The sequence below is a fragment of the Bradyrhizobium sp. CCBAU 11434 genome, from assembly GCF_028128895.1.
Lineage (GTDB): Bacteria > Pseudomonadota > Alphaproteobacteria > Rhizobiales > Xanthobacteraceae > Bradyrhizobium > Bradyrhizobium zhengyangense.
Map to the genome: position 1 here is coordinate 514770 of NZ_LBJX01000011.1, position 23142 is coordinate 537911.

At 60.9% G+C, this 23142-nt stretch carries 25 protein-coding genes, 1 tRNA gene and 1 pseudogene; 18 read left to right on the forward strand and 9 right to left on the reverse strand.

Translation table 11 applies throughout. The features are described from left to right. The first annotated feature begins 52 nt into the window (after positions 1-52). Positions 53-156, forward strand: a tRNA-Ser gene (locus XI06_RS09855). Positions 157-444: 288 nt separating this feature from the next. Here the strand turns inward: XI06_RS09855 and XI06_RS09860 are convergent. The 4 genes from XI06_RS09860 to XI06_RS09875 form a co-directional block, all read right to left on the reverse strand. Next, on the reverse strand, positions 445-1287 hold the full coding sequence (locus tag XI06_RS09860) for a transporter substrate-binding domain-containing protein (RefSeq protein ID WP_271605191.1): 843 nt from the start codon (positions 1285-1287) through the stop codon (positions 445-447). A 35-nt stretch (positions 1288-1322) separates the two neighbouring features. After that, positions 1323-1973, reverse strand: coding sequence for an amino acid ABC transporter permease (locus XI06_RS09865; protein ID WP_271605192.1), 651 nt, complete (start codon positions 1971-1973; stop codon positions 1323-1325). A gap of 8 nt (positions 1974-1981) precedes the next feature. Continuing rightward, a complete protein-coding gene (locus tag XI06_RS09870) occupies positions 1982-2650 on the reverse strand; it encodes an amino acid ABC transporter permease (protein ID WP_011089138.1) in 669 nt (222 codons plus the stop codon). Between the two features lie 469 nt (positions 2651-3119). Continuing rightward, positions 3120-4088, reverse strand: a complete 969-nt coding sequence (locus XI06_RS09875; RefSeq protein ID WP_271605193.1) for a LysR family transcriptional regulator — start codon at positions 4086-4088, stop codon at positions 3120-3122. Positions 4089-4191: 103 nt separating this feature from the next. On the opposite strand from XI06_RS09875, the gene XI06_RS09880 reads away from it, so the two are divergent. The 12 genes from XI06_RS09880 to XI06_RS09935 all read left to right on the forward strand — a co-directional run bounded on the left by XI06_RS09880 (position 4192) and on the right by XI06_RS09935 (position 13525). After that, positions 4192-5136, forward strand: coding sequence for a ketopantoate reductase family protein (locus XI06_RS09880; RefSeq protein WP_271605194.1), 945 nt, complete (start codon positions 4192-4194; stop codon positions 5134-5136). 4 nt (positions 5137-5140) lie between these two features. Next, the gene (locus XI06_RS09885) at positions 5141-5527 is read left to right on the forward strand and encodes a VOC family protein (protein ID WP_271605195.1); all 387 of its coding nucleotides are present in this window, start codon (positions 5141-5143) and stop codon (positions 5525-5527) included. 14 nt (positions 5528-5541) lie between these two features. Then, positions 5542-6012 carry a MaoC family dehydratase gene (locus tag XI06_RS09890; protein ID WP_011089134.1) on the forward strand — a complete coding sequence of 157 codons (471 nt, stop codon included), beginning with the start codon at positions 5542-5544 and terminating at the stop codon, positions 6010-6012. Further along, the gene (locus XI06_RS09895; protein WP_271605196.1) at positions 6009-7229 is read left to right on the forward strand and encodes a CaiB/BaiF CoA transferase family protein; all 1221 of its coding nucleotides are present in this window, start codon (positions 6009-6011) and stop codon (positions 7227-7229) included. Before XI06_RS09890 ends, XI06_RS09895 begins: the two co-directional genes overlap by 4 nt. Positions 7230-7238: 9 nt before the next feature. Beyond that, complete coding sequence (gene aroE, locus XI06_RS09900) at positions 7239-8066, forward strand: shikimate dehydrogenase (RefSeq protein ID WP_271605197.1); 828 nt, start codon at positions 7239-7241, stop codon at positions 8064-8066. A gap of 15 nt (positions 8067-8081) precedes the next feature. Further along, complete coding sequence (locus XI06_RS09905; protein ID WP_271605198.1) at positions 8082-8936, forward strand: shikimate dehydrogenase; 855 nt, start codon at positions 8082-8084, stop codon at positions 8934-8936. Between the two features lie 51 nt (positions 8937-8987). Beyond that, complete coding sequence (locus XI06_RS09910) at positions 8988-9656, forward strand: amino acid ABC transporter permease (RefSeq protein ID WP_271605199.1); 669 nt, start codon at positions 8988-8990, stop codon at positions 9654-9656. An 11-nt stretch (positions 9657-9667) separates the two neighbouring features. Continuing rightward, on the forward strand, positions 9668-10324 hold the full coding sequence (locus XI06_RS09915) for an amino acid ABC transporter permease (RefSeq protein ID WP_271605200.1): 657 nt from the start codon (positions 9668-9670) through the stop codon (positions 10322-10324). 51 nt (positions 10325-10375) lie between these two features. Then, positions 10376-11203 (forward strand): transporter substrate-binding domain-containing protein, encoded by an 828-nt coding sequence (locus XI06_RS09920; RefSeq protein WP_271605201.1) that lies wholly within the window; start codon positions 10376-10378, stop codon positions 11201-11203. Between the two features lie 61 nt (positions 11204-11264). Further along, positions 11265-12011, forward strand: coding sequence for an amino acid ABC transporter ATP-binding protein (locus tag XI06_RS09925; RefSeq protein ID WP_271605202.1), 747 nt, complete (start codon positions 11265-11267; stop codon positions 12009-12011). Positions 12012-12025: 14 nt separating this feature from the next. Then, positions 12026-12475: a type II 3-dehydroquinate dehydratase gene (aroQ, locus tag XI06_RS09930; RefSeq protein WP_271605203.1), complete on the forward strand. Its 450-nt coding sequence runs from the start codon at positions 12026-12028 to the stop codon at positions 12473-12475. Between the two features lie 6 nt (positions 12476-12481). After that, a complete protein-coding gene (locus XI06_RS09935) occupies positions 12482-13525 on the forward strand; it encodes a Gfo/Idh/MocA family protein (protein ID WP_271605204.1) in 1044 nt (347 codons plus the stop codon). Positions 13526-13738: 213 nt separating this feature from the next. On the opposite strand, the pseudogene XI06_RS09940 reads toward XI06_RS09935, so the two are convergent. Next, positions 13739-13891, reverse strand: a pseudogene (locus XI06_RS09940) (LysR family transcriptional regulator); the annotation flags it as partial. Positions 13892-13958: 67 nt separating this feature from the next. Here XI06_RS09940 and XI06_RS09945 point away from each other — a divergent pair. Continuing rightward, positions 13959-14342, forward strand: a complete 384-nt coding sequence (locus XI06_RS09945; protein ID WP_271605205.1) for a Crp/Fnr family transcriptional regulator — start codon at positions 13959-13961, stop codon at positions 14340-14342. Between the two features lie 95 nt (positions 14343-14437). Here XI06_RS09945 and XI06_RS09950 read toward each other — a convergent pair whose 3' ends face one another. Next, positions 14438-15316: a GNAT family N-acetyltransferase gene (locus XI06_RS09950; RefSeq protein ID WP_271605206.1), complete on the reverse strand. Its 879-nt coding sequence runs from the start codon at positions 15314-15316 to the stop codon at positions 14438-14440. 327 nt (positions 15317-15643) lie between these two features. Here XI06_RS09950 and XI06_RS09955 point away from each other — a divergent pair, with 327 nt between their 5' ends. From XI06_RS09955 to XI06_RS09965, 3 genes are all read left to right on the forward strand, one after another. Continuing rightward, the gene (locus tag XI06_RS09955; RefSeq protein WP_271605207.1) at positions 15644-16567 is read left to right on the forward strand and encodes a 2-hydroxyacid dehydrogenase; all 924 of its coding nucleotides are present in this window, start codon (positions 15644-15646) and stop codon (positions 16565-16567) included. Positions 16568-16580: 13 nt separating this feature from the next. Then, positions 16581-16937: a cupin domain-containing protein gene (locus tag XI06_RS09960; RefSeq protein ID WP_271605208.1), complete on the forward strand. Its 357-nt coding sequence runs from the start codon at positions 16581-16583 to the stop codon at positions 16935-16937. A 206-nt stretch (positions 16938-17143) separates the two neighbouring features. Further along, entirely contained in the window at positions 17144-18601 is a 1458-nt protein-coding gene (locus XI06_RS09965; RefSeq protein WP_271605209.1) for an NAD-dependent succinate-semialdehyde dehydrogenase, read from the forward strand. Positions 18602-18736: 135 nt separating this feature from the next. Here XI06_RS09965 and XI06_RS09970 read toward each other — a convergent pair whose 3' ends face one another. Continuing rightward, positions 18737-19426: a haloacid dehalogenase type II gene (locus tag XI06_RS09970; protein ID WP_271605210.1), complete on the reverse strand. Its 690-nt coding sequence runs from the start codon at positions 19424-19426 to the stop codon at positions 18737-18739. A 346-nt stretch (positions 19427-19772) separates the two neighbouring features. Here XI06_RS09970 and XI06_RS09975 point away from each other — a divergent pair, with 346 nt between their 5' ends. Next, positions 19773-21149 carry an aspartate aminotransferase family protein gene (locus XI06_RS09975; RefSeq protein ID WP_271605211.1) on the forward strand — a complete coding sequence of 459 codons (1377 nt, stop codon included), beginning with the start codon at positions 19773-19775 and terminating at the stop codon, positions 21147-21149. 15 nt (positions 21150-21164) lie between these two features. Here XI06_RS09975 and XI06_RS09980 read toward each other — a convergent pair whose 3' ends face one another. Next, positions 21165-21641 carry an Lrp/AsnC family transcriptional regulator gene (locus XI06_RS09980; RefSeq protein ID WP_084805038.1) on the reverse strand — a complete coding sequence of 159 codons (477 nt, stop codon included), beginning with the start codon at positions 21639-21641 and terminating at the stop codon, positions 21165-21167. 104 nt (positions 21642-21745) lie between these two features. Then, the gene (locus tag XI06_RS09985) at positions 21746-23071 is read right to left on the reverse strand and encodes an NAD(P)/FAD-dependent oxidoreductase (protein ID WP_271605212.1); all 1326 of its coding nucleotides are present in this window, start codon (positions 23069-23071) and stop codon (positions 21746-21748) included. Between the last annotated feature and the right edge of the window lie 71 nt (positions 23072-23142).

The window sequence follows — 23142 nt, forward strand, 5'->3', positions numbered from 1 at the left end:
CGGGCGTGCGCAGACATCCACGACTATTATCGTGCGACGAATGCCCATTAGCGGTCGGGTAAGCTCGGTCATGCGATCAGTAAATCATTGAGTTTTTCAGGCTAGAGCTGTCTCTTAATCAGCGGGTCCTAGGTTCGAGCCCTGGTGCGCCCACCATAGCGAAATCAACCGGTTGGAAGGCTTTTGCCTAAGAACGGGCCTTTCTGTTGGACACTCGGGTTGATCGATCCTCTCTGTGGTCGAGACCAAGTCACACACCCACTTTGGCTCTGTCCCTCCTAGTGCGTTCGCATCGTGAGATACAGCGCGAGCGCCGCGCGGTGCAGGCGAATTACATGACCGTCGTAGATTAGGACACTCTAGCGAAAAAAACGGACGGGCTCGAGACTTGCGATATCGGCGGCGACGGGCGAGAGCTTCTTTGAACAGGACGCGAAGCCCTGATTACAAAGCGGTCATCGAAATCGGCAAAGCCGCATTACCCTCACCGGTGGCGGGCATATCCGGCAGACTTGTCCCGATCCATCGATCGAACAGCGCTGGGAGTGAACCGTTTGCGAGGCTATTGGCCACAAACGCGCTGCATGCATCGGCCAGCGCACGCTCGCTGGGACGAAATGCAGCGGCGTTATACGCACGGGCCAGCACGAATTTCTGTTCGAATTTTCCGTCGCCGGCCACATGAGCGATGTTTCGAACCTGAGTAGAGGCTCCGCCGATCAGATCGACTTGGTTGGCGATGAGTGCTTGGACAGTATTGGCATCGTCATCGTAGCGCTGGATTGTTGCGCCCTTCGGTGCGGCCTTGGTGAGTGCTATGTCCTGCGGTGTGCCACGCGGTACGCCGACCCGCAGCCCGGTCATGTCGCTCCAGCCCTTTACGGTCTGTCCGACTTTCCCAATGAAGACAGTGTCATTGACACAATAAGGGCGCGCAAACAGAACGACTTTTTGTCGATCGGCGAAGATGCCCATGACTGCGGCAAGCATGTCCACTTGTCCTGTCAGCAGCGCGGCGACGCGGTTAGAGGACGTAACCGGAGAAATTTCGGCTTTTACGCCGAGATCGGCAGCGAATAGCCGGACGAACTCGACATCGAAGCCGGTTAATACCCCCTTGTCGTCGCTGAATCCCCAGGGGACCTGCGCAACCTGGCAGCCGGCTTTCAGGACGCCCGATTTGCGAATGTCTTGCAATGTATCGGCGCTTGCTGCCCGCGCAAGAAGCGACAGCGTTGCGGCGCCGGCAGCGGCTCTCAACACCTGACGACGGGAGAATTTGGGCATCGTTTCACTCCTTGCTCTTATCTCGAAGGTTAGGATCAACTCCGAGTCGCCAGCCGGCGCTCGAGCGTGCTGCTGTAACGGGAAAGCGGGAAACACAGGGCGAAGTAACAAAGCCCCGCCATGCCGTAGGCGAGGAGAGGACGATAGGTCGTGCTCGCCACGATCTGCGCCGAACGCGAGAGCTCGACGAAACCAATGATAGACGTAAGCGACGTGCCTTTGATCAACTGCACCAAAAAGCCGACCGTCGGAGCGAGTGACAATCGGAAGGCCTGCGGCAAAACAACGTCGATCATCCGAGATGTATAACCAAGACCGAGCGCGCTCGCGGCCTCCATCTGGCCGCGTGGCACTGCCATGATGCCGCCACGCCAAATCTCGCCGAGAAAAGCACTGGCGTGCAGCGTTAACCCTATGCTGGCAGCCACCCATACGTTGACGTGAAATCCGAGGACCGGAAGTCCGTAGTAAACCAGGAACAACTGCATGAGCATCGGTGTTCCCTGAAAGAAATCTACGAACATGGCGGCCAGCGAGCGCACCCACTTCCGTTCGGCCGTGCGCAGCAGGGCGACGATGAGGCCGCCACCGCCGCCGCCGCAGAAGGCGATCAACGAGAGTAATATCGTTGCCTTGATGCCTGCTGCGATGGACAGGATTTCAGGGAAAGCGAAGTCACGAATCATCGCGGTTCTCACCTTACGGGGTAGGCGAGCGCATGGCGTTCGATTGCCTTGAACGCCTGTGAGAAAACCAGCGCCATTAGCAGGTACAGTAGCGTGGCAACGATGTAGATCTCGAAGCTGCGGAATGTCAGCGTGTCGACGGACTGGGCTGCTGCGGTGAGTTCTTCGGCCGAGATCGCCGAAACGATGCTCGAGGTCAGAAGCAACAGAACGAACTGGCTTGCGAGGGCGGGGTAGATCGCGCGCAGCGCGGGCTTGAAGACAATGAAACGCAAAACCTGAAAAGGATGCAGACCTAGCGCGGCGCCAGCCTCGAACTGGCCTCTTGGAATACCGTCGATGCCGCCGCGAATGATCTCTGCCGCGAACGCACCGGCATTCAAGCTGAGCGCGATCACGCCCGCCGGCCATGCAGCGAGGCTCAATCCCAACGCGGGCAGGCCAAAATAGATGAACAGCACTTGCACCAAGAAGGGCGTATTCCGGATGATCTCGATGTAGCCGATGGCCAGGACGTTCAGCGCCCTCAGGCTGCTGCGGCGAGCGAGCACGGTCAACAAGCCAATCGTGAAGCCCAGCAGAACCGAGATGGAGGTCATTGCGAGGGTAAGCCCGCAGCCGAACAGCAAGTCCCGCCAATAGGGAAGCAGGCTGCTGAAGTCGAAGTGATAGGTCACGATCCGTCCTCGCGAGCGAGCGCGCCGGCATTGTCAAGGGGATTAGGATCGACGAACGTAATCCACAAAGCGCGCCCAACATCAGCCAAGTCCTTTAACCCCGACGCTTGGGGACAAGAGCCAGTAACCCGCGCTGCCATATGCCGGCACTCAGGAGGCCAAGAAAGGAATGATCGTGCCACAGGGAACAGAGCTTCGATGGGTCAATGGATCCTCCATCGGCTGAGGGTCTTATCCGACGCGCGAAGTCACGCGTCGATACCGCAAATAGCGATAGGCCTCCCGCCTTCTCCAGCGGCTGCCGCGCTGGTGCTTGAGGAAGGATTAGGAGGCTTTAGCGTCGGCGTATATGTGCGAGGCGTGATAGGCTCTATTGGGAAATGCAATAATGGTTGGATTCCCCGACTATTCGTCGAGAATGGATCGAAGCTGCGTGGTGGAGCAACAGATGCTGTTGCCATGCTGCCAGTCAGGTCGCCTTGCGTCTTCGCGGTCGGGCTGAGCGATGCAGGCCGCGGACGTCCTGCTGCTGGAAAAGCGCGGCGCAAACGCCGCGCAACCACTGGCTTGCTGGATCATGATGGAAGCGGGCGTGCCAGTATTGTTTGACTGTAAAGCTGGGGATTGGTAGCGGGCACGCGAGCACGCGCAGCCCGTAATAGTGTGCCAGGGTTTCGCCGATGTGGCGCGGCAGCGTGGCGATCAGGTCGGTGGTCCCGATGATTGCGGGCAGACCGAGAAAGCCCGGTAGCTCCAGCGCGATATCCGGCGCGATCCCCTGTTCCCGAGAGGCGTCAGCGAGCAGTTGATGCCCCGTGCCGGACCGAATGAGCACGTGAGCCTCACGCCTGAAATCTCTTAATGTGATGCGGTTCTTGATGCGAGGATGATGAGCGTTCGCCAGACAGACCCAATCCTGCGGAAACAGCGCCTGTTGGAAATGGCCGGCATCAAGATCCGAGATGTAGCCGAGCGCCAGATCGCTTTCGCCGGACTGAAGCATGCGAGGAGTGTCCATGCCGATCTGTGCCGCTTCGATCCGAATGCCCGGCGCGACGCGGCGAACATGGGCAAGGATGGCTGGAAGCAACGTAATATGGCTTGCGTCAGTCATGCAGATGCTGAAACGCCGTTTGGCGGTGGCTGGATCGAAGTCCGTGCGCAGCTCGGCCAGCCGCCGCAGCATTTCCAGTGCCTGCCTCGCAGTGCCGATGAGCGCCTCGGCCCGAGGCGTCGGTAGCATTCCCTCCGGCGATCGGACGAACAGCGGATCGTCGAGTTCCTGCCGCAGGCGCGCAAGCCATATCGAAACGGTCGGCTGGCTTTGACCCAGTCTCTCGGCCGCCTTGGTGACGCTGCCCGTGGTGAACAGCGCGTCGAACAGCCGCAATAGGCGGGGGTCGAGCAGGTTGGCGTGGGGCAGGTCATGACGCGTCATTGTGATTCACAATAATCAATATAAGTCCCATAGCATATCAAAATGTTTCGTCGGCTGGTATCCGAGCTTCCAACAGCAAAGTTGCGCAGGGAGAAGCGTTCGGATGAGGATCTGCTTTGTCGGCGCGGGGGCTTTGGGCTCGACGATCGGTGGCACGCTGGCGCGGGGCGGGGCAGACGTCTGGCTGATCGACCCATTCCGTGCTCACGTCGAAGCGATCAATGCGCATGGCCTCCGCATGCTGGAGGGCGAGGTCGAGAGCGTTGCAAAGGTCACCGCGTGCACCTCCGCGGCCGAGGTCGATGGGGTGGCCGACCTCGTGATCGTGCTCGTCAAATCCTACCATACGCGCGACGCGATCCGCACCGCCGCGCCGATCATCGGGCCGCAGACGGTCGTGATGTCGCTGCAGAACGGTCTTGGCCACGAGGAAATTTTATCGGAGGAAGTCGGCCGTGGCCGCGTCATGGCAGGCAAGACATATGTCGGTGGCGTGCTGCTGGGCCCCGGTCATGTTCGCTCTGGCGTCATCGGCAAGGAAACAATCATCGGCGAACTTGATGGGCGCTTGACGGAACGCGCACAGCGAATTTCCGACACCTTCAATCGTGCCGGAATTCTCACGCTGCTCAGCGACAACATCCTGGGCACGATGTGGGACAAGCTGTTCATCAACGTCGCCGGAGGCGGAATTACCGCCATTACCGGGCTGACTTATGGTGGTCTCTATTCGCTCCCCATCCTGGAAGATTGCGCGCTGGCCGCGATCTCAGAAGGCATCGCGGTCGCGCAGGCTGCCGGCGTCAAGATCTCGATTGTCGACCCGCGCCGTGCCTGGACGATGGCATCCGCTGGTCTACCTGCCGAGTTCAAGACGTCGATGTTGCAGAGCTTGCAATCCGGCAGTCTGACCGAGGTCGAGTACATTCACGGCTCCGTCGTGCGTTGGGGTGCCAAGTTCAACGTGCCGACCCCCGTCAATGCGGCCCTCGTCGCGTTGGTCAAGGGGCTCGAATATGCCCGCAGCGACTATCCCGGAAAGGCCTGAGGCGATGACGCTCCCCCGCGCCTATATCGAGCACGTTGCCATCCGGGTGGCGGATGTCGACCGCCACGTCGATTTCTTCCGCCATGTGCTTGGCCTCGGTATCCGCGACGAGCAAGCGGCCGACGGCGCGCGCCCGCGTCAGGTGTGGGTGCTCGGAAGCGTGCAACTCATCGAGGATCCGAACTTCGTCGGACCGGAGGGGCGTCTCGCCCATCTCGGCATCATGGTCGACGACTACGAGGGTGTGCTCGCCCGTGCCGCCGCTTGGGGAGCCAAGGCACTGCCAGCCGGGCCGAACTGGCTCGAGCTGCCGGGCGGGCTCAACGTCGAGATCTTGCAAGCCAGCGTCGGCGCGGTGGAAGCCGCCCTCGCAATCAATCCCCGTGCCTGAAGGAAGGTCGATCAATGAGCGACGAACGCTACTGGGATGATGCCGTTGTCGGTGACGAATGTATCACCCCGTCAGTGACAGTTACCGAGGCGATGGTGAACGGCTACGCAGAACTCACCGGCGACTTCACCCCTGTTCATGTCGACGAGGAATACGCCAGGACCACGCCGTTCGGCACCCGCGTCGCGCACGGGCTGTTTGGGCTTTCGCTCGCCGACGGCCTGAAAACCCGCGCTGAATACCGCTTCCTGCCCGGCATGTCACTCGGCTGGACCTGGGATTTCAAGCTGCCGATCAAGCTCGGCGACACCGTCCACGTCAAATTCCGCGTCGGCTCGATGCGGACCACCAAGCGCGAGGGGTGGGGTATCGTGGTGCTCCCTTCCGAACTGATCAACCAGCATGGCCAGGTGGTGCAGCTGGGTGAGCATCGGCTGATGATCCCAATGCGCCCAAAGGCGAAGGTCGAGGGAGAGCCGGCATGAACACACAGCGCCTGCCATTGAAGGGCATTCGTGTCATCGATTATAGCCACTTTCTGGCTGGCCCCTTCATGGGCCGCTGCCTCGCAGCGTTGGGGGCGGAGGTGATCAAGGTGGAGCGCCCGAAGGAGGGCGATGCCGGGCGCGCGCATCCGTATTTCAAAGACGGACAGTCCGGCTACTTCCTGCAGCAGAACATGGGCAAGCAGGGACTTTGCATCGACCTGCGTGACAAACGCGGCCTCGAGCTGATGCTGAAGCTGGTCGAAACCGCGGACGTGTTCATCGAGAACTATCGCCCTGGCGCACTTGAGCGCCTCGGCCTTGGCTACAAGGCATTGTCTGAGCGCAATCCGAGGCTGGTCTATTGCTCGGTTTCCGCCTATGGCCACACCGGCCCGTACGCTGACCGTCCGGGCTTCGGGCTGATTGCCGAGGCGATGTCCGGCGCTATGGCGCAACTCGGCAATCCCGGTGAAGCGCCGCCGCTGCTGCGTATGCCGTTGGCCGATATGTATACCGGCATTCATGGCGTGGCTGCGATCAACGCGGCGCTCGTCGGTCGTACTTCGTCCGGCCATGGCCAACACATCGATCTGGCACTCTACGACTGCATGGTGTCGATGCACGACTTCGCCGTGCAGCGCTACTTCCTCTCAGGCGGCACCGATGTTCCGAAGCAGACCGGCAGCGGCCAGCCGGATTCGACCGTCTACGGGGTCTTTCCGGCCAGGGACGGGAATCTCGTGATCGCCGCGCAGGTCGATGATGCGTGGAAAAGATTGGCGACGCTGATCGGCGGGAATGCATTGGCGTCCGACGAGCGCTTCGCCAAGCCGGCCTCCCGCAACGCGCACTATGCTGACGCGATGGAGATCGTGCGCAACTGGACGCTGTCACAGCCTTCGCGTGACGCGTGTCTTGCCGCTCTTGAAGACGCAGGTGTGCCGTCCGCCCCGGTGCAGACCATCGCGGAAGTCGTGAAGGATCCACAGATCCACGCCCGCGGTATGTTGGTCGAGCAGGAGCATCCCGTGCTCGGCAAGGTGACATTGCCTAACCTGCCTTTTCATTTCTCCGATTGCGACACGACGGTGCGCACGCCGGCGCCGTTGCTCGGTCAGGACAATCGCCGCATCGCAGCCTCGCTGGGATTCTCTACCGAACAGGTCGACGAAATGGTGCGCGACGGCGTCCTCTACAACGAAGCTGCGGTGTAGGAGTGAGCCATGAGCGATCGTTACGCGGTGATCGGAAATCCGATCGGCTTCAGCAAATCGCCCCTCATCCATGGCACTTTCGCCAAGATGACGGGACAGGACCTTGTCTATGAGGCGATCGAGGCCCCACTCGATGGCTTCAACCCACGAGTTGATCAATTCCGGAAAGAGGGCGCCAAGGGGCTGAACATCACGGCCCCGTTCAAGCTCGATGCTTTCGCCTACGCAAACGAGCTTTCAGAGAGCGCCGACCGAGCTGGCGCCGCAAACTGCTTGAAGTTCGACGGCGATAGGATCATTGCCGAGAATTTCGACGGGATTGGCCTCGTGCGTGACATCACCGTCAATCTCGGCGTCAAGATGGCCGGCCGGCGCGTCCTGATGCTCGGCGCAGGGGGAGCAGCGCGTGGCGCGCTGCTGCCGTTCCTGCGCCAGGAGCCGTCCGAGCTGGTTCTCGTCAACCGGACGCTGGCGAAAGCGGTGGCATTGGCCGAAGAGTCTGCCGGCTGCGGCCCCCTGATCGTCAGCGGCTATGCTGAACTGGCCGATCTTGCCGAGGGCTATGACGTCGTGGTCAACGCGACATCGGCCAGCCTGCGAGGTGAGATGCCGCCACTTCCCGGCAATGTCTTCCGCGGTGCGGAGCTGGCGTACGAACTTGCCTACGGCAAGGGATTGACTCCCTTTCTGCAAGCGGCCCGCGTCGAAGGCGTAGCCAAGCTGGCCGACGGCGTCGGCATGCTGGTCGAGCAGGCGGCCGAAGCTTTTGCCTGGTGGCGCGGCGTTCGACCGAGCACGGCTCAGGTCATCGCCGAACTGACTGTCCCCTTGAGCTGACGGGCGATGCCGAGCATGCATCAGAAGTCCAGCTTTCTCGTCGGCCTGATCGGCAGCGGCATCGCTGCGTCCCGCACCCCGCCCATGCACGAAGCGGCGGCTGACACCGCGGGCATCCGCTATCTCTACAAGAAGATCGATCTGACCGAGTTGAAGCTTGGTGCCGAAGCGCTGCCCGACTTGCTCACGGCTGCAAGGTGGATGGGCTTTGACGGGCTGAATGTGACCCATCCCTGCAAGCAGGCGATTCTTCCGCTCCTGGACGAGCTTTCGCCCGACGCGGAGGCGCTTGGCGCCGTGAACACCGTGGTCATCAGGAGCGGTCGAATGACCGGCCACAACACCGACTGGTTCGGCTTCGCCGAGAATTTTCGCCGCAACATGCAGGGTGCACCACTCGGTCGGGTCGTTCAATTCGGCGCCGGCGGAGCGGGCGCCGCGGTCGCTTTCGCGCTGATGAAGCTCGGCCTGCAGGAACTGACCATTATCGACGTCGACTTGGCGAAGGCACAGAGTTTGGTGGATAGCTTGTCCCCCCGATTTGCCGAAGGGCGCTTAAGGGCCGGCCGGGATATCGCTGCGGACGTGGCTGCCGCAGACGGGATTGTAAATGCGACGCCGATCGGCATGGACAAATATCCGGGCACGCCGCTGCCGACGGATCTGCTGCGTCCCGATCTGTGGGTCGCCGAGATCGTCTATTTCCCACTGGAAACCGCACTGCTGCGTGCGGCGCGTACCCTGGGCTGCCGCACCGTCGATGGCGGCGGCATGGCGATCTTCCAGGGGACCGAGGCATTTCGCCTGTTCACGGGCATCTCGCCTGATCCGGACGTCTTCTTCGCCACTTTTGCATCCCTGGGAGGGTGACGTCAGGCCGATGGGCGAGCGGCACGCACAACGCCCGAGAGGAAACGCAAGATGGGCTATACGCTCGATTTCTCGGTGGTTTGGCATGCGATGCCCGCGCTGCTGTGGGGGTGCGTGGGTACGTTGGGTCTGGCGCTTGCCGGCATGACGCTCGCAATGATCATCGGTGTCGCCGGCGTCGCGGCACGCGATGCGAAGGCGGCATGGTTACGTGCTCTCGTGATCGGCTTCGTCGAGATCGTGCGCAATACGCCTTTCCTGGTGCAGATCTTCTTTCTGTTCTTTGCCCTGCCGCTCATCGGGTTGAAGCTCAATCCGACAGCCACCGCCATCATCGCGCTCGGTGTCAATGGCGGCGCCTACGCCATCGAGATCATCCGCGGCGGGGTGCAGTCCATTCACAAGGGACAGGTGGAAGCGGGCTACGCGCTCGGACTGCACAAAGGGCAGGTGTTCCGGTTCATCGTGCTCAAGCCTGCACTTCGAGCGATCTACCCTTCGCTCACGGGGCAGTTCATCATGCTGACGCTGACCTCCTCGATCTGCTCGGCGGTGTCGGCCTACGAATTGACCTCGGTTGCCCAGCGCATCGAAAGCGACACATTCCGCAGTTTCGAGGTCTATTTCTCCGTCACATTCCTATACCTCGCGATCTCCTGGCTGTTGATGCTGGGTTTTGCGGTCGTCTCTCACCGCTTCTTCTCTTATCCGACACGCTGAGGGAGGCGATCATGACACCGCATTTTGGTCTTCCCGAGTTCGGCTTCCTGCTGCGTGGGCTGCAATGGACGGTGCTGCTGACGCTGGTCGCATTCGCAGGCGGCTGCACCGCGGGGCTGGCCGTCGCATTGCTGCGCACCTGCGGTCACAGGAGCGTGGAATGGATCACCCGCATCTATATCGGGGTATTCCAGGGCACGCCGCTGCTGCTGCAGCTTTTCGTCGTGTATTACGGCTTGGCGCTGACTGGGCTGAAGCTCGACGCCTTCGTCGCGGTGGCGATCGGCTTCACCGTGAATGCCTCGGCCTTCCTTGGTGAGATCTGGCGCGGCGCAATCCAGGCCGTGCCGCGCGGGCAGACCGAGGCGGCGATGGCGCTCGGGCTGCACTATTCCTCCCGCATGCGCGACATCGTGCTGCCACAGGCAATCCGCATCTCGCTTCCCGCGACCATCGGCTACCTCGTGCAGCTCATCAAGGGCACGTCGCTCGCCGCCATCGTCGGTTTCATCGAACTCGCCCGCGCCGGTCAAATCGTATCGAACCAGACCTTCCAGCCGTTGCTCGTCTTCGGCGTGGTCGGCGCGATGTACTTCATCCTCTGCTGGCCACTGTCGTGGTGGGGCAGTCGGATGGAGGCCAGGCTCGCCCTGGCCAGTCAAAGGTAGGAACGGCGCACCTATCCAATCACAAACAGCCATCACCAGGAGGAGATACTTATGTTGTTTTCACCCAATCGTCGCCAGTTCGGGGTCGCGCTGATGGCATTGGCAGCCATCGCCATCCCAGGCAAATCGCAGGCGGGCACGTTGGACGACGTGAAGAAGAAGGGCGTCGTCGTCATCGGCATTCAGGGCGACAATCCGCCCTGGGGTTATGTCGACAGCTCGGGAAAGCAGGATGGCATCGATGCCGATATGGGGCGCGCCTTCGCTGACTATCTCGGCGTGAAGGCCGAGTTCGTTCCGCTGGCGGTGGCCAATCGTATTCCGGCGCTGACGACAGGCCGCGTCGACATTCTGTTCGCAACCATGGCCATGCTGCCCGAGCGTGCAAAGGCGGTGCAGTATTCCAAGCCGTATGTTGCGAACGAGATTACGCTGGTCGCAGCCCAGGCAACGCCGATCAACAGCAATGCCGATATGGGAAAGTACGTGATTGGCGTTCCGAGGTCGTCCACGCAGGACACCCAGGTCACCAACAGCGCTCCGGCGGGCACAGAAATCCGCAGGTTTGATGATGACGCGGCCACGATCCAGGCGCTGCTCTCGGGTCAGGTGCAGGCTGTCGGCGCAAACAGCTTCTACCCGCAGCGTCTGAACGCCGCAAAGCCCGAGCTTGGGTTCGAGCCCAAGCTTCACTTCACCGCGCTGTACAACGGGGCCTGCACCCGCCTCGGCGACAAGGATTGGAACGAGACGGCCAACAAGTTCATCGACCAGATCAAGTCGGACGGCAAGTTGGCCAGCTTCTACGCCAAATGGATGAAGGCGCCCGTGCCGATCTTCCCGGAGGCGGTCGCCGGCGTTCCCTTCACAGTTCAGTAGCCACTGCGAGCGGCCGACGCACGATCCGCGTTGGCCGCCGTCCGATAGCGGAGCCGAATCCATGCAGGACAATATCCTGATCGAAATGAAGGGCGTGCAGAAGTGGTACGGCGGGTACCAGGCTCTTCGCGACGTCAATCTCACCGTGCGCAAGGGCGAGAAGATCGTGCTCTGCGGCCCGTCCGGGTCGGGCAAATCGACGCTGATCCGCTGTATCAACCGCCTCGAGCCGATCCAGCAAGGCAGTATCGTGGTGAACGGTCATCGGCTCGACGACAGCATCAAGGCGATCGATGTGGTACGACAGGACGTCGGCATGGTGTTTCAGAGCTTCAATCTCTTTCCGCATATGACGGTCTTGCAGAACTGCATGCTCGCACCCATCCGCGCGCGCCGCATCGGAAAGACCGAGGCGGAGGCGATTGCGCGGAAATACCTCGAGCGGGTGCGCATCGGTGACCAGGCTGAGAAGTATCCGGCTCAGCTTTCGGGCGGTCAGCAACAACGCGTCGCTATCGCGCGTGCGCTCTGCATGCAGCCCAAGGTCATGCTGTTTGACGAACCGACCTCGGCACTCGATCCTGAGATGGTCAAGGAGGTGCTCGATACGATGATCGGCCTCGCCAACGACGGCATGACTATGATCTGCGTCACCCATGAGATGGGCTTCGCCCGCCAGGTTGCCGACCGGGTTATCTTCATGGCCGAAGGGCAGATCATCGAAGAGGGCGCGCCCGACGCTTTCTTCCGCAATCCACAGCAGGCCCGCACCAGGCAGTTCCTCGGCGAGATCCTCGCCCATCATTGAACGGAGTTCTTCCCATGAGTCGCCTTGTCTATGTCCTCAACGGACCAAATCTCAATTTGCTCGGCAAGCGCCAGCCCCACATCTACGGTCACGAGACGCTTGCGGACGTGGAGCGGGATTGCCGGGCGCTGACCAAGGAGCTTGGCCTGGAGCTTCGCTTCCATCAATCCAACCGGGAATACGAGCTGATCGACTGGATCCACGAGGCGCGTGAGACGGCAGCCGGTATCGTGATGAATCCCGCGGCTTTCACCCATACGTCGGTCGCCATCCTGGATGCTTTGAACACGTTCGAGGGGACAGTGATCGAGGTGCACATATCCAACGTGCACAAGCGCGAGGAATTCCGCCACCACTCGTTTGTCTCCAAACGAGCTGATGGGGTCATCGCAGGCTTCGGCACCCAAGGTTATCAGCTCGGCCTGCGTCGTGTGGCCAAGCTGCTTGATGAGATGAAGGGATAGCATTGTATGAATTCACCAGTCCGCCTGTCGGTGATGGGAGCGGGTCTCATCGGCAAGCGACATATCGAGCACATTCTCGCGCGACCCGAGGCGATGCTGTCGTCGATCGTCGATCCGATGCCGGCGGCCAGAGAGTTGGCGGCGTCGCTGAAGGTGGACTGGTATCCGTCCTTTCAGGACATGCTCTCCGAAAATCGGCCGGAGGGGGTGGTGGTCGCCACTCCCAATCAGATGCATGTGGCCAACGGAATGGATTGTATCGCAACGGGGATCCCAGCGTTGATCGAGAAGCCGTTGGCGGATGACGTGGTTGCTGCAGCGGCCCTGGTCGAAGCCTCGGAGCGGGCGGGCGTGCCGCTGCTCACGGGCCATCATCGCCGGCATAACCCGATGATCCAACGCGCCAAGGCGGAGATCGACAGCGGCCGGCTCGGCCCGATCGTGTCGGTGCACGGCATGTTCTGGCTGATCAAGCCGGACGATTATTTCGACGTGGCCTGGCGCCGCGAGAAAGGGGCGGGGCCTGTCTTCCTGAATCTCATCCACGATGTCGACCTGCTGCGGTACTTGTGTGGAGATATCGTCGCGGTGCAAGCCGCTCAATCCAATCGACTGCGTGGAAACGCGGTCGAAGAGACCGCGGTGATCATCCTGCACTTCGCCTCAGGCGCGCTCGGAACGGTCAATGTCTCCGACGCCATCCAGTCGCCCTGGAGCTGGGAGTTCACGGCCGGTGAGAACCCGGCTTACAGTCACACGCAGGAGGCCTGTTACCAGATCGGCGGTACCAGAGCATCGCTCGCAATTCCGCAACTCGATCTATGGCGTCACCCGAGCAAGGCCAGTTGGTGGGCGCCGATCGAGCGTGAGCGGCTGAGCTATGAGAAGGAAGACCCGCTCGGCCTGCAGATCGCAAATCTCTGCGGCGTCATCCGCGGTACGACCGAGCCTGTGGTGAGCGGGCGTGAAGGGCTGAAAACCCTTCGAGTGATTGACGCGGTCAAACGTGCAGCGGAAACCAAAGATTTCGTATCGGTCCGAAATTCGTAAGCTCCTTTTTCATTTGGAAGCAACCGCCAAGCTATTGATATTCTGCTCGAGCTGAATTTGAGAACCGCAGAAGTCCTACTTAGCTCCGGGCCTATCGCAGCCGGCTGGGAATAGATGCAAGTGTTGGTGCACAGCGAAACATCGGTTCCGGCTGATTTGCGCGATCATTTGCGCGTCGCGGCTCTCAATAGAGCTGGTTTCAAGTTCGAAGCCTTAGCGAGGCCGCGGTTTGCCTCGACTGCTTATCCGTGAAGGCGAGCGCCACGCTTCGAGGAGCATCTTGAGAAATTGGCCGGCATGAGGGGATAGCGTCGACCCGCGCCTGCGCACGATTCCGATCGTCCGCGACACCTCCGGCTCGGTCAACCTGACCGTGTGACGGGCGTCCCTATGGCTATGATGCATTCGCCATCGGCAAGACCGAGGCTTTCACTTGAGCCAGGAGTGGTTCGACGCGCTCGTCAGCGAGAGCAACGAGTACTATTCGGCCTTTGTCCGAATGGTGTGCGATCACCTGCGCGTTTCGATTCAGAACCTGATCATCGTCCGCAATCGCCGTCCGCTTCATCGGCTCGCGCAGGAATTGTGCAGGCTTGCGGAGCGCCACGGCCGCCAGACCAAGACGGGATTCGTCATCGATCTGCGCTTGTCCCAGGAGGATATGGCAGTGATGATCGGCGTCGGTCGCCAAACGATCAACCGGTTGCTCAAGAGTCTCGAGCAGGATGGAATTGCGACGGCAAAGTACACGTCTGTTACGATTCACAACCTGGAGGCAATCGAGCGTCTCAGCGTGAGTGAGGCGGTAGATAGTTAGCACGAACCAAGGTCAACGCACGTGGCACTGCCGAGAAAAAACATACTGGGCTCTGTAGTGCGCGGCTACCTTCAACGGACATTCGCTTCACAGCTTCAGCTCAAGGCGTGACCGGCCAATCCGTAGACCCACGGCTCGTTTTCCTTTCGGTTCAGGAATCGCCGTCCCTTGGACATGGTCGTGACGGTGTCGTTCATCCCGAGGCGGCTCTGTTGAAGAAAGTCCGCAAACAGACCCGTCTGCTCCCGCGTATCCACGCGGGCGAACTTTCCGGCGAGATCCTTGAGATGCACGGCCGTAAGATGGATCGCGTCACAATCATTGCTGGCGACGATGGGGCCGATTACATGACCGCGCCCGAATTCGCGCTTCATCGAATAGCCGGCGATTTCCCCGCCGCGGCGCAGGACGCTGATTGATGCGCCTTCAGAAAGCAATCCAAGCAGCCTCTGACGGCTGGTGCCGAACGCCCGTTCATCCAGTGCTGCGATCTCTTCGATATTCTCGGTGGACAGCGAGCTCAATTCGCCGTCCAGAGCCGGCACCGACGGGGGCGGTGACACGACCTCGCCTTGCCACTGATACACCGTGGCTTCCTTCGTGAAGCCCAGAGAAAGATACAGATGATACGCGGCATCGGTCGAGTTGAGGGTCAAATTCCGGTCGCCACACCGCTCGAACACCTGTTCCATGAGCCAGCGGCCAGTACCCTGAGCCTGGGTTCGAGGCGATGTGATCACCAGGCCAATCGTCGCGAACTCGCGGCCATGTGGGAACCACATTGCGCTGCCGAAGACGCGTCCTATGCCATCAACGGCTACGATGCCATGCCCTGCGCGGCGTAAGAAATCCCAATCCTTGGGTCGATGCGGCCAGCCAACCCCGGTCGAGAGCGCGTGGAGCAGCGTCACATCAACGTCGTTGATATCTTTCGCGGCCAGTTTAAAGGACTTCACGCGTACCGTTCGTCCCATCTCGGCTCGTCCGTTCCTTCGCGGGATGCCAATCTCTTGCACATCGCGCCTTTTTCTCTCTCGCCACAACAGGGCAGCGGGCGTATTTCGCAGCACTATCGCACGGAAAGCCAGCAGGTTTCCCCTGTTTGGGCTTGCTTTTCGAAATCTTCGGCCTGTCTTGCACCGTAATTCGGCAGGGAAAGCTCCGGCTTGCAGCTACCCTCCCGGTGTTCGGCAAGAACTGTGCAGGCAGAGCGGGTCGCCGTGAATCCCCGAAAAGTCCTGCAAGGCTAATCGCTTTTCCCGGCGTCGTCGACATGCCGAGCGAGGCAGGGTCGTGCATCGATGGCATTTCTTTTCAATTTTGATGCTGCCAGGGGGGCAGTCTTTCGGGAGGCTTTTGCGAGCGAGCTCCCTGATCTGGAATTTTACCATTCCAGCGAATCTGTCGATCCGGAGAAGGTGCGCTATCTGCTGACGTGGAACGCGCCGGACGATGTCTCACGCTTTCGCAATCTGGAAGTGCTCTTTTCTCTCGGCGCGGGGATTGATCAGTTCAAGCCAGAGACCATACCCGACCATGTGAAGCTGGTGCGTATGGTCGAGGATGGCATCGTGCGCATGATGCAGGAATACGTCGTCCTTGGTGTGCTGACGCTGCATCGCGAGATGCTGGCCTATCGGGAGCAGCAGAGAGGGGGCCGTTGGCACGCGCTAGCATCGTTCCAGGCGACTGATCGGCGTGTCGGGTTCCTCGGATTTGGCATGCTGGCCCAAGCCGCGATTGACCGCTTGAAGCCGTTTCGATTTCCCCTTGCCGCGTGGAGCCGAAGCAAGAAGGTGGTCGAGGGTGTCACCTGCTTCCATGGGGCGGATCAGCTTGGCAACTTCCTGCAAAGAACTGATATCCTCGTCTGTCTTCTTCCCCTGACGGAGCAAACGAGCGGCATCCTGAACGAAAGGCTCTTCTCGCTGTTGCCAGCGGGAGCGAGGCTGCTGCACGTCGGCCGTGGCCCGCAGCTTGACCAAGGCGCGCTCATCGAGGCGCTGGACAGCGGGCGTCTGAACGCAGCCATGCTTGACGTTACCGATCCCGAGCCGCTGCCGGAAAGTCATCCACTCTGGTCGCATCCGAAGGTGATCATCACGCCGCATATTGCGTCCGTGACGCAACCGCATACGGCCGCACAATCGGTCATAGAGAACATCCGGCGGCACCGGGCTGGACAAAACCCGATCGGCCTAGTCGATCGAGCACTCGGCTACTAACAGGAAAAGCGCCATGTCACTTCTGGTCACCATCGACACCAATCCGGACTTTGCACCGAAGAACGCCTTGCCTGCTCCAGAACGGCTTATTTCCGGCAACCCATCGTTCAAGACCTGGGCCCAGGACGCCTCGAAAGGCGAGAAGGTGCTGACCGGCGTTTGGGAAGCGACACCCGGCGAGACCCATTCCATCAAGGGCACCACCTTCGAGTTCTGCCACATCCTCTCGGGGCTGATCGAAATCGAGGAAAAGGGTGGCGAGATCAGGAGGTACCGCGCCGGCGACAGTTTTGTCATGAAACCTGGCTTCGTCGGCGTCTGGCGCACGATCGAAACCGTGCGGAAGATCTACGTCTGCCATTATGACTGAGACGATGCTGAGGCAGCATGATCGAGCGGCCCTCAGAATATTCGACCTCCGGAGCCGCGACTGACCAGATTCAACGCGGCCGGTCACTTCATTCTCAATGAAAAATGCGGCGTGCGGTCCTGTACTGCTCGTACGAGACGGCTTCGTCTCGCCAATCGCACATCGAGGCGGTGATGGCGGGAGAGGCCCCATGAGGGAGCAAGGCCATGATTGCGTTGAAAGACAAGGATCTGTTTCGCCAGCAAGCGCTGATCGGCGGCAGTTGGCGGGATGCGTGCGCGAGAGTCACCGTCGATGTCATCGATCCTGCGAGCCAGAAAGTGCTTGGCACCATCCCCGATATGGGCCGAGACGAAACCAGGGCAGCAATCGACGCAGCGGCCGCTGCATTCAAGCATTGGAAGGCCAAGGCTCATGCAGAGCGCGCCGCGCTGCTGGAGCGCTGGTACGAGCTGATGCGGCACCATGAGCAGGATCTGGCGCTCCTGTTGACGCTGGAACAGGGCAAGCCGCTCGCTGAATCGCTCGGAGAGATCCGTTACGGCGCATCCTTCGTCAAATGGTTCGCGGAAGAAGCCCGCCGCATCAACGGATCGACGATCCCCGCGCCCACCGTCGATCGCCGTATCTTGGTGCTGAAAGAGCCGGTCGGCGTCTGCGGGATCATCACGCCCTGGAATTTCCCAAATGCGATGATCACGCGGAAGGTGGCACCCGCGCTTGCCGCGGGCTGCACGGTGGTGATCAAACCATCTGAATTCACGCCTTTTTCGGCTCTAGCCATCGCTGTTTTGGCTGAGCGGGCCGGAATTCCGGCGGGCGTGATCAACGTCGTGACGGGTATGCCGACGGAAATTGGCCAGGAGCTGATGGCCAACGAAGCCGTCCGCAAGATCTCGTTCACCGGATCGACCCGCGTCGGTGCTTTGCTGATGAAGGGCGCTGCCGACAACATCAAGAGGCTCAGCCTCGAGCTCGGCGGCAATGCGCCGTTCATCGTCTTTGACGATGCGGATCTCGATCGGGCTGCCGAAGGAGCGATCGCGTCGAAATTCCGCAATGGCGGGCAGACATGCGTCTGCTGCAATCGCATTCTCGTGCAATCAGGCATTTTCGACGCCTTCGCCCGGAAGCTTGCCAGCAAGGTCGCAAAAATGAAGGTCGGTCCCGGCACGGAAGACGACGTTGCGATTGGGCCAATGATCAATGCCGCGGCGATCGAGAAGATCAAGCGGCACGTCGCCGACGCCTTGAATAAGGGTGCAAAGATCATCGCGAAGAGTGAGGCGGTGCCGGAAGGTCGGCAATTTGCACGCCCTCTCGTGCTCGGCGACGCGACCACCGAGATGCTGCTCGCTTCGGAGGAGACCTTCGGGCCGGTCGCACCGCTTTTCCGGTTCGAGACCGAGGACGAGGCGATTGCGATCGCCAACGGTACGCCATTCGGTCTTGCGGCGTATTTCTACACTGAAAACCTGAAGCGTTCCTGGCGTGTTGCCGAAGCGCTGGAGTTCGGCATGGTCGGCCTGAACACCGGCTTGATCTCGACCGAGGTTGCGCCGTTCGGCGGCGTCAAGCAATCGGGCCTCGGACGCGAGGGATCTCAGCTCGGGATAGAAGAATATCTCGAGACCAAGGCGCTCCACGTCGGCGGACTGGACTGAGCAACTGATCGGATCGGTATCTGAAACAAGAAAAGGGGGCGGCTGAACCGCCCCCTTTTTCATTTGCAGCGCAGATCTCTATTGAAGTTTTACAAGAACTGAAGTGCCGCGAGAGATTCCGAAAAGAAACTGCGCTCAGGCGCTCTTGCGCAGGGGCTCCAGGCCGACTGCCGCAGCAAGCCCATCGATGCCAGCGACCTCGGTGTATTCATAGAATGGATTCCCGGGCTCGTGACCGCGGTTCACCCACACCTTGCTCTTGATGCCGAGATCGTAGGCGGTCATCAGGTCGTAGCGGAAGGAGGAGGAGACGTGAGTAATGTCTTCCGGCCCGCAGCTCAGCTTGTCCAGCATATATTCGAAGCCCTTCATGTGCGGCTTGTAGGCGCCTGTTTCCTCCGCCGTGATGACCATGTGGAAGGGAGCGCCGAGCTTTTCGACGTTCGACATGATGAGATTCTTCATCGAGTTCGACAGGATGACCAGCGGGATTTCCTTTGCAACCTGAGCCAAGCCTGCCGGAACGTCGGGATGCGGGCCCCATGTTGGTACCTCCCGATAGATGCGCTCGGCATGCTCCGGCCGGAACGCGATGCCGTTGCGCTTGCAGGCGCGCTCCAGCGCATCGTGCACGACGTCGAGATAGGGCTTCCACGCGCCGAGAACCTCGTCCAGGCGATAGGCCGAAAAATCCTTGATCAGCTTTGCCATCGCTGCGGACGACAGCTCCCGACCATAGACGCGCGTGGCAGCGCCGGCCATGTCGAAATTCGTCAACGTGCCGTAGCAGTCGAAGGTGATGTATTTGGGTCTGAACGTCGCCATAGCTCCAATCCTTGCGATCTCACGCACCGCTTGCCGGTACGACAGGCATCATAGCGAGCGGCAGCCATGACAAAGCGCCGATGTCGCGGCGGCCGGGAGCAGATTGTGTCGTATCGGATCGGAGATCTGGCAGAGAGTTGCGGGAACAGGGATCTCGACGCTGAGCCCCCGACCTACGTGCGCCGCTGAATGCCGGCATAAGATGCCGCGTCGGTCGTCCATGAAAGTCAAAATGCCCTTCGTCGCTGTCCTGCCTGGGAGCAACTGCTGTCGCGGTCAGCCTACGCTACGCCTGAAGACATCGGGGTGGCCCCCACAAGCATTGCGGCTAATCTGGAAGGACGACATGTTGAGCAACTCGCTGATTGAACTCGATCGCGCGCATCTGATCCATCCGGTCTCGTCCTATCGCAGCCACGAGGCCACGGGCGTCCGCGTGCTGAAGTCAGGGAAGGGGGCGACGTTGACCGATGTCTCGGGGCGTCAGTTGCTCGACGGCTTCGCGGGTTTGTGGTGTGTCAATGCCGGCTACGGACAGGACACTATCATTGAAGCGGCGACGAGGCAGCTCCGCGAACTGCCTTATGCGACGAGCTATTTCGGATTGGGCTCCGACCCCGCCATCCGGTTGGCCGCCAGGCTGGCCGAATTGGCGCCTGGCGATCTGAACCATGTCTATTTCACCTTGGGCGGCTCCGATGCCGTCGACAGCACGATCCGGTTCATTCGGTTCTATTATCATGTCACGGGTAGGCCGCAGAAGGACCAGTTCATTTCGCTCGAGTCTAGCTACCACGGATCGTCGACGGCAGGCGCGGGCTTGACCGCGCTGCCGGCCTTTCATGCAGGCTTCGGAGTACCCTACGACTGGCAGCATAAGATCCCGTCGCACTACGCCTACCGCAATCCCGTTGGTTCGCATCCCCAGGCTATCATTGCGGCATCGGTCGCCGCGCTGCGGGCGAAGATCGCCGAGCTTGGCGCCGAGCGCGTCGCCGCCTTCTATGTCGAGCCGATCCAGGGATCAGGGGGCGTCCTCGTTCCGCCGCCGTCCTGGCTGAAGGCGATGCATGCTGTTTGCAGGGAACACGATGTTCTGTTTGTTGCCGATGAGGTCATCACCGGCTTTGGCCGTGTCGGTCCGCTCTTCGCCTGTGAAGACGACGACGTCGTGCCTGACCTCATGACGACGGCAAAAGGACTGACCTCGGGCTACGTGCCGATGGGGGCCGTTCTGATGTCGGACCGCGTCTACAACACCATTGCCGACGGCGCCGGCAAGGCGGCCGTGGGCCACGGTTACACTTATTCGGCCCACCCCGTCAGCGCGACCGTTGGACTTGCCTGCCTTGACCTCTATGAAAACGGCTTGTTGGAAAACGGCCGCAAGGCCGGCCATCGCCTGATGCAGGGCCTTCGCGCGTTGGCCGATCATCCGCTCGTCGGCGATATCAGGGGGCGCGGCATGCTGGCTGCAATCGAGCTCGTGACGGACAAGGAGCGCAAGACGCCGCTGCCGGCGGAAGCCGACCCGGCGCGCCGCATTTTCGACCGCGCATGGGACAACGGTCTCGTGATCCGCGCTTTTGCCCAGGGCGTGCTGGGCTATGCGCCCCCGCTCTGCTGCACGGATGGCGATATCGATGCCATTATTGAGCGGACGAGAACCACGCTCGACCAAACGCTCGAGGACAAGGACGTCCGCGCGGCCATGAAAGGATAAGGACCGAGCTGTTCTCTAGCCGTTGAAGATGCTTTCGAGCGGCAGATGGGATTTCACGATCGGGGACTTCAGCACGACGAAACTGAAGTACTTGTCGATGCCGATATCCATCTCGACCAGGCGTTCCATGACCGCCTGGTATTCGCTGATCCCTGCGGTGATGAACTTGACCAGATAGTCGTACCCGCCCGAGACCAGATGGCATTCGACCACGGAATCGATCTTCTCGATCGTCGTGAGAAAGCGTGCGAAATCAATCTGCCGATGATTCTTGAGGGTGATTTCAGCGAAGACCGTCAGGGTTTGTCCGAGCTTGGCAACGTCGATCTGGGCGGAGTAGCCGGTAATGAAGCCCTCCGACTGGAGCCTCTTGACGCGCATCAGGCACGGGCTCGGCGAAAGGTTGATCAGCTCCGCGAGCTCGACGTTGGAGATCCGCCCGTTCTTTTGCAGTTCGCATAAAATCCTGATGTCGATCTTATCGAGCTTCATCGCAATGCCATGAGATAGGGTGAGACAATGGCGTCAAGGCTCCGAGGCTTCAGCATCAAGCACACTGTCATAACATCACCAGCATCTTTTCCCAACCGGGGGATCTAGAACTCGCTGACCTTGCCCCAGGCGCTCCCTTTCAGCCGCTCCGGCCTGTAGGGACGCGGGTCGACGATCGGCGCACGACCGGTGATGATGTCGGCGATCATGTGCCCGGTGCCGGGCCCAATCCCGAAGCCGTGGCCACTGAATCCCGCCGCAAGGATGAACCCTGGAATAGACTCAACTTCGCCGATTGCGGGAATGCCGTCCGGCGTGCTGTCGATGTAGCCGGCCCAGGCGTTTGAGATGGTAAGGCCCCGGAGTTCCGGCAGCAACTCGCAAGCTCGTCGATGTGTCTGCCGGATCTGCCTCATGTGAGGGCGAGGATCGAGCGTCCGGTTCAGCTCCATAGGAGTGACTTCGTCTAGGGCCCATTTCGCCAGGGATTCATGACCCTGCCTCCAGCCCTCGAAGGCTCCGGCGCCGAGACTTCGCCACCGGCGGGCGAACATCGGCAGGAATTCGCGGCCGAACCTGAATTGCTGCGGTGTCGGATCTAGTCGCGCGCGCCCGCTGATTGCCAGCGTGTATCCGCCATTGCCGCGTCGCGTGGCCGACACCAGCCCGGCGTACAGGGCATCAGGCAGGCCCACAGCGCCAGGAGCCAAAGCGAGAATGGACTGACGCACGGATGCCTGAGGGAAACGAATTCCCAACTGGTTGCAGAATGAGGAGGCCCATGCGCCTCCTGCCATAACCACTGTCTTGGTCCGGATCGTGCCGGCTTCGGTCACGACCCCGCTGACCCGGCCGCCAATGAGCTCCAAGCCGCGCGCCGCGCATTGCTGGTGCACGGTGCCACCCGCCGCCATGATCGCGCGCGCGGCAATGGGCACGGCCTTCGAGGTATCTGCCGTCCCATCGGTTGGAGAGAAGACGCCCCCCTTCCACCTGCGGCCCGTCGCCTTGCCTCGCTCATTCGCTTCCTCCGCACTCAACATGTGCGTCGTGACGCCCGCCGTCCTGGCGAAGTCTCGCCACTTTGCCCAACCCGCCAGCTCATTTTCGTCGTTCGACAAATACAACAGGCCGCAGCGGCGGAAGCCGGTATCTTCACCGGTCTGCTTGGCAACCTTCTCCCAGAGATCGAGGCTCTTGGTTGCGATTGGCAACTCGCGTGCATCGCGGTTCTGTTGACGGCACCATCCCCAGTTGCGGCTGGATTGCTCGGCGGCGACGCGGCCCTTTTCGAGCAGCGCGACCTTGAGGCCTCGACGCGTCAGGTAATAGCTTGTGAACACGCCAACCACTCCGCCGCCAATGACGACGACGTCGGCCTCCCGAGGCAGTGTCGGACTGGATTCGATATGCATGAGCGGCGCGCTCATTGGGCGGGAATCTCCGGTGAGGGCTGTATCGTAGCCGAGGAGGCACGGCAGACACGCTGCGGACTTTCAGG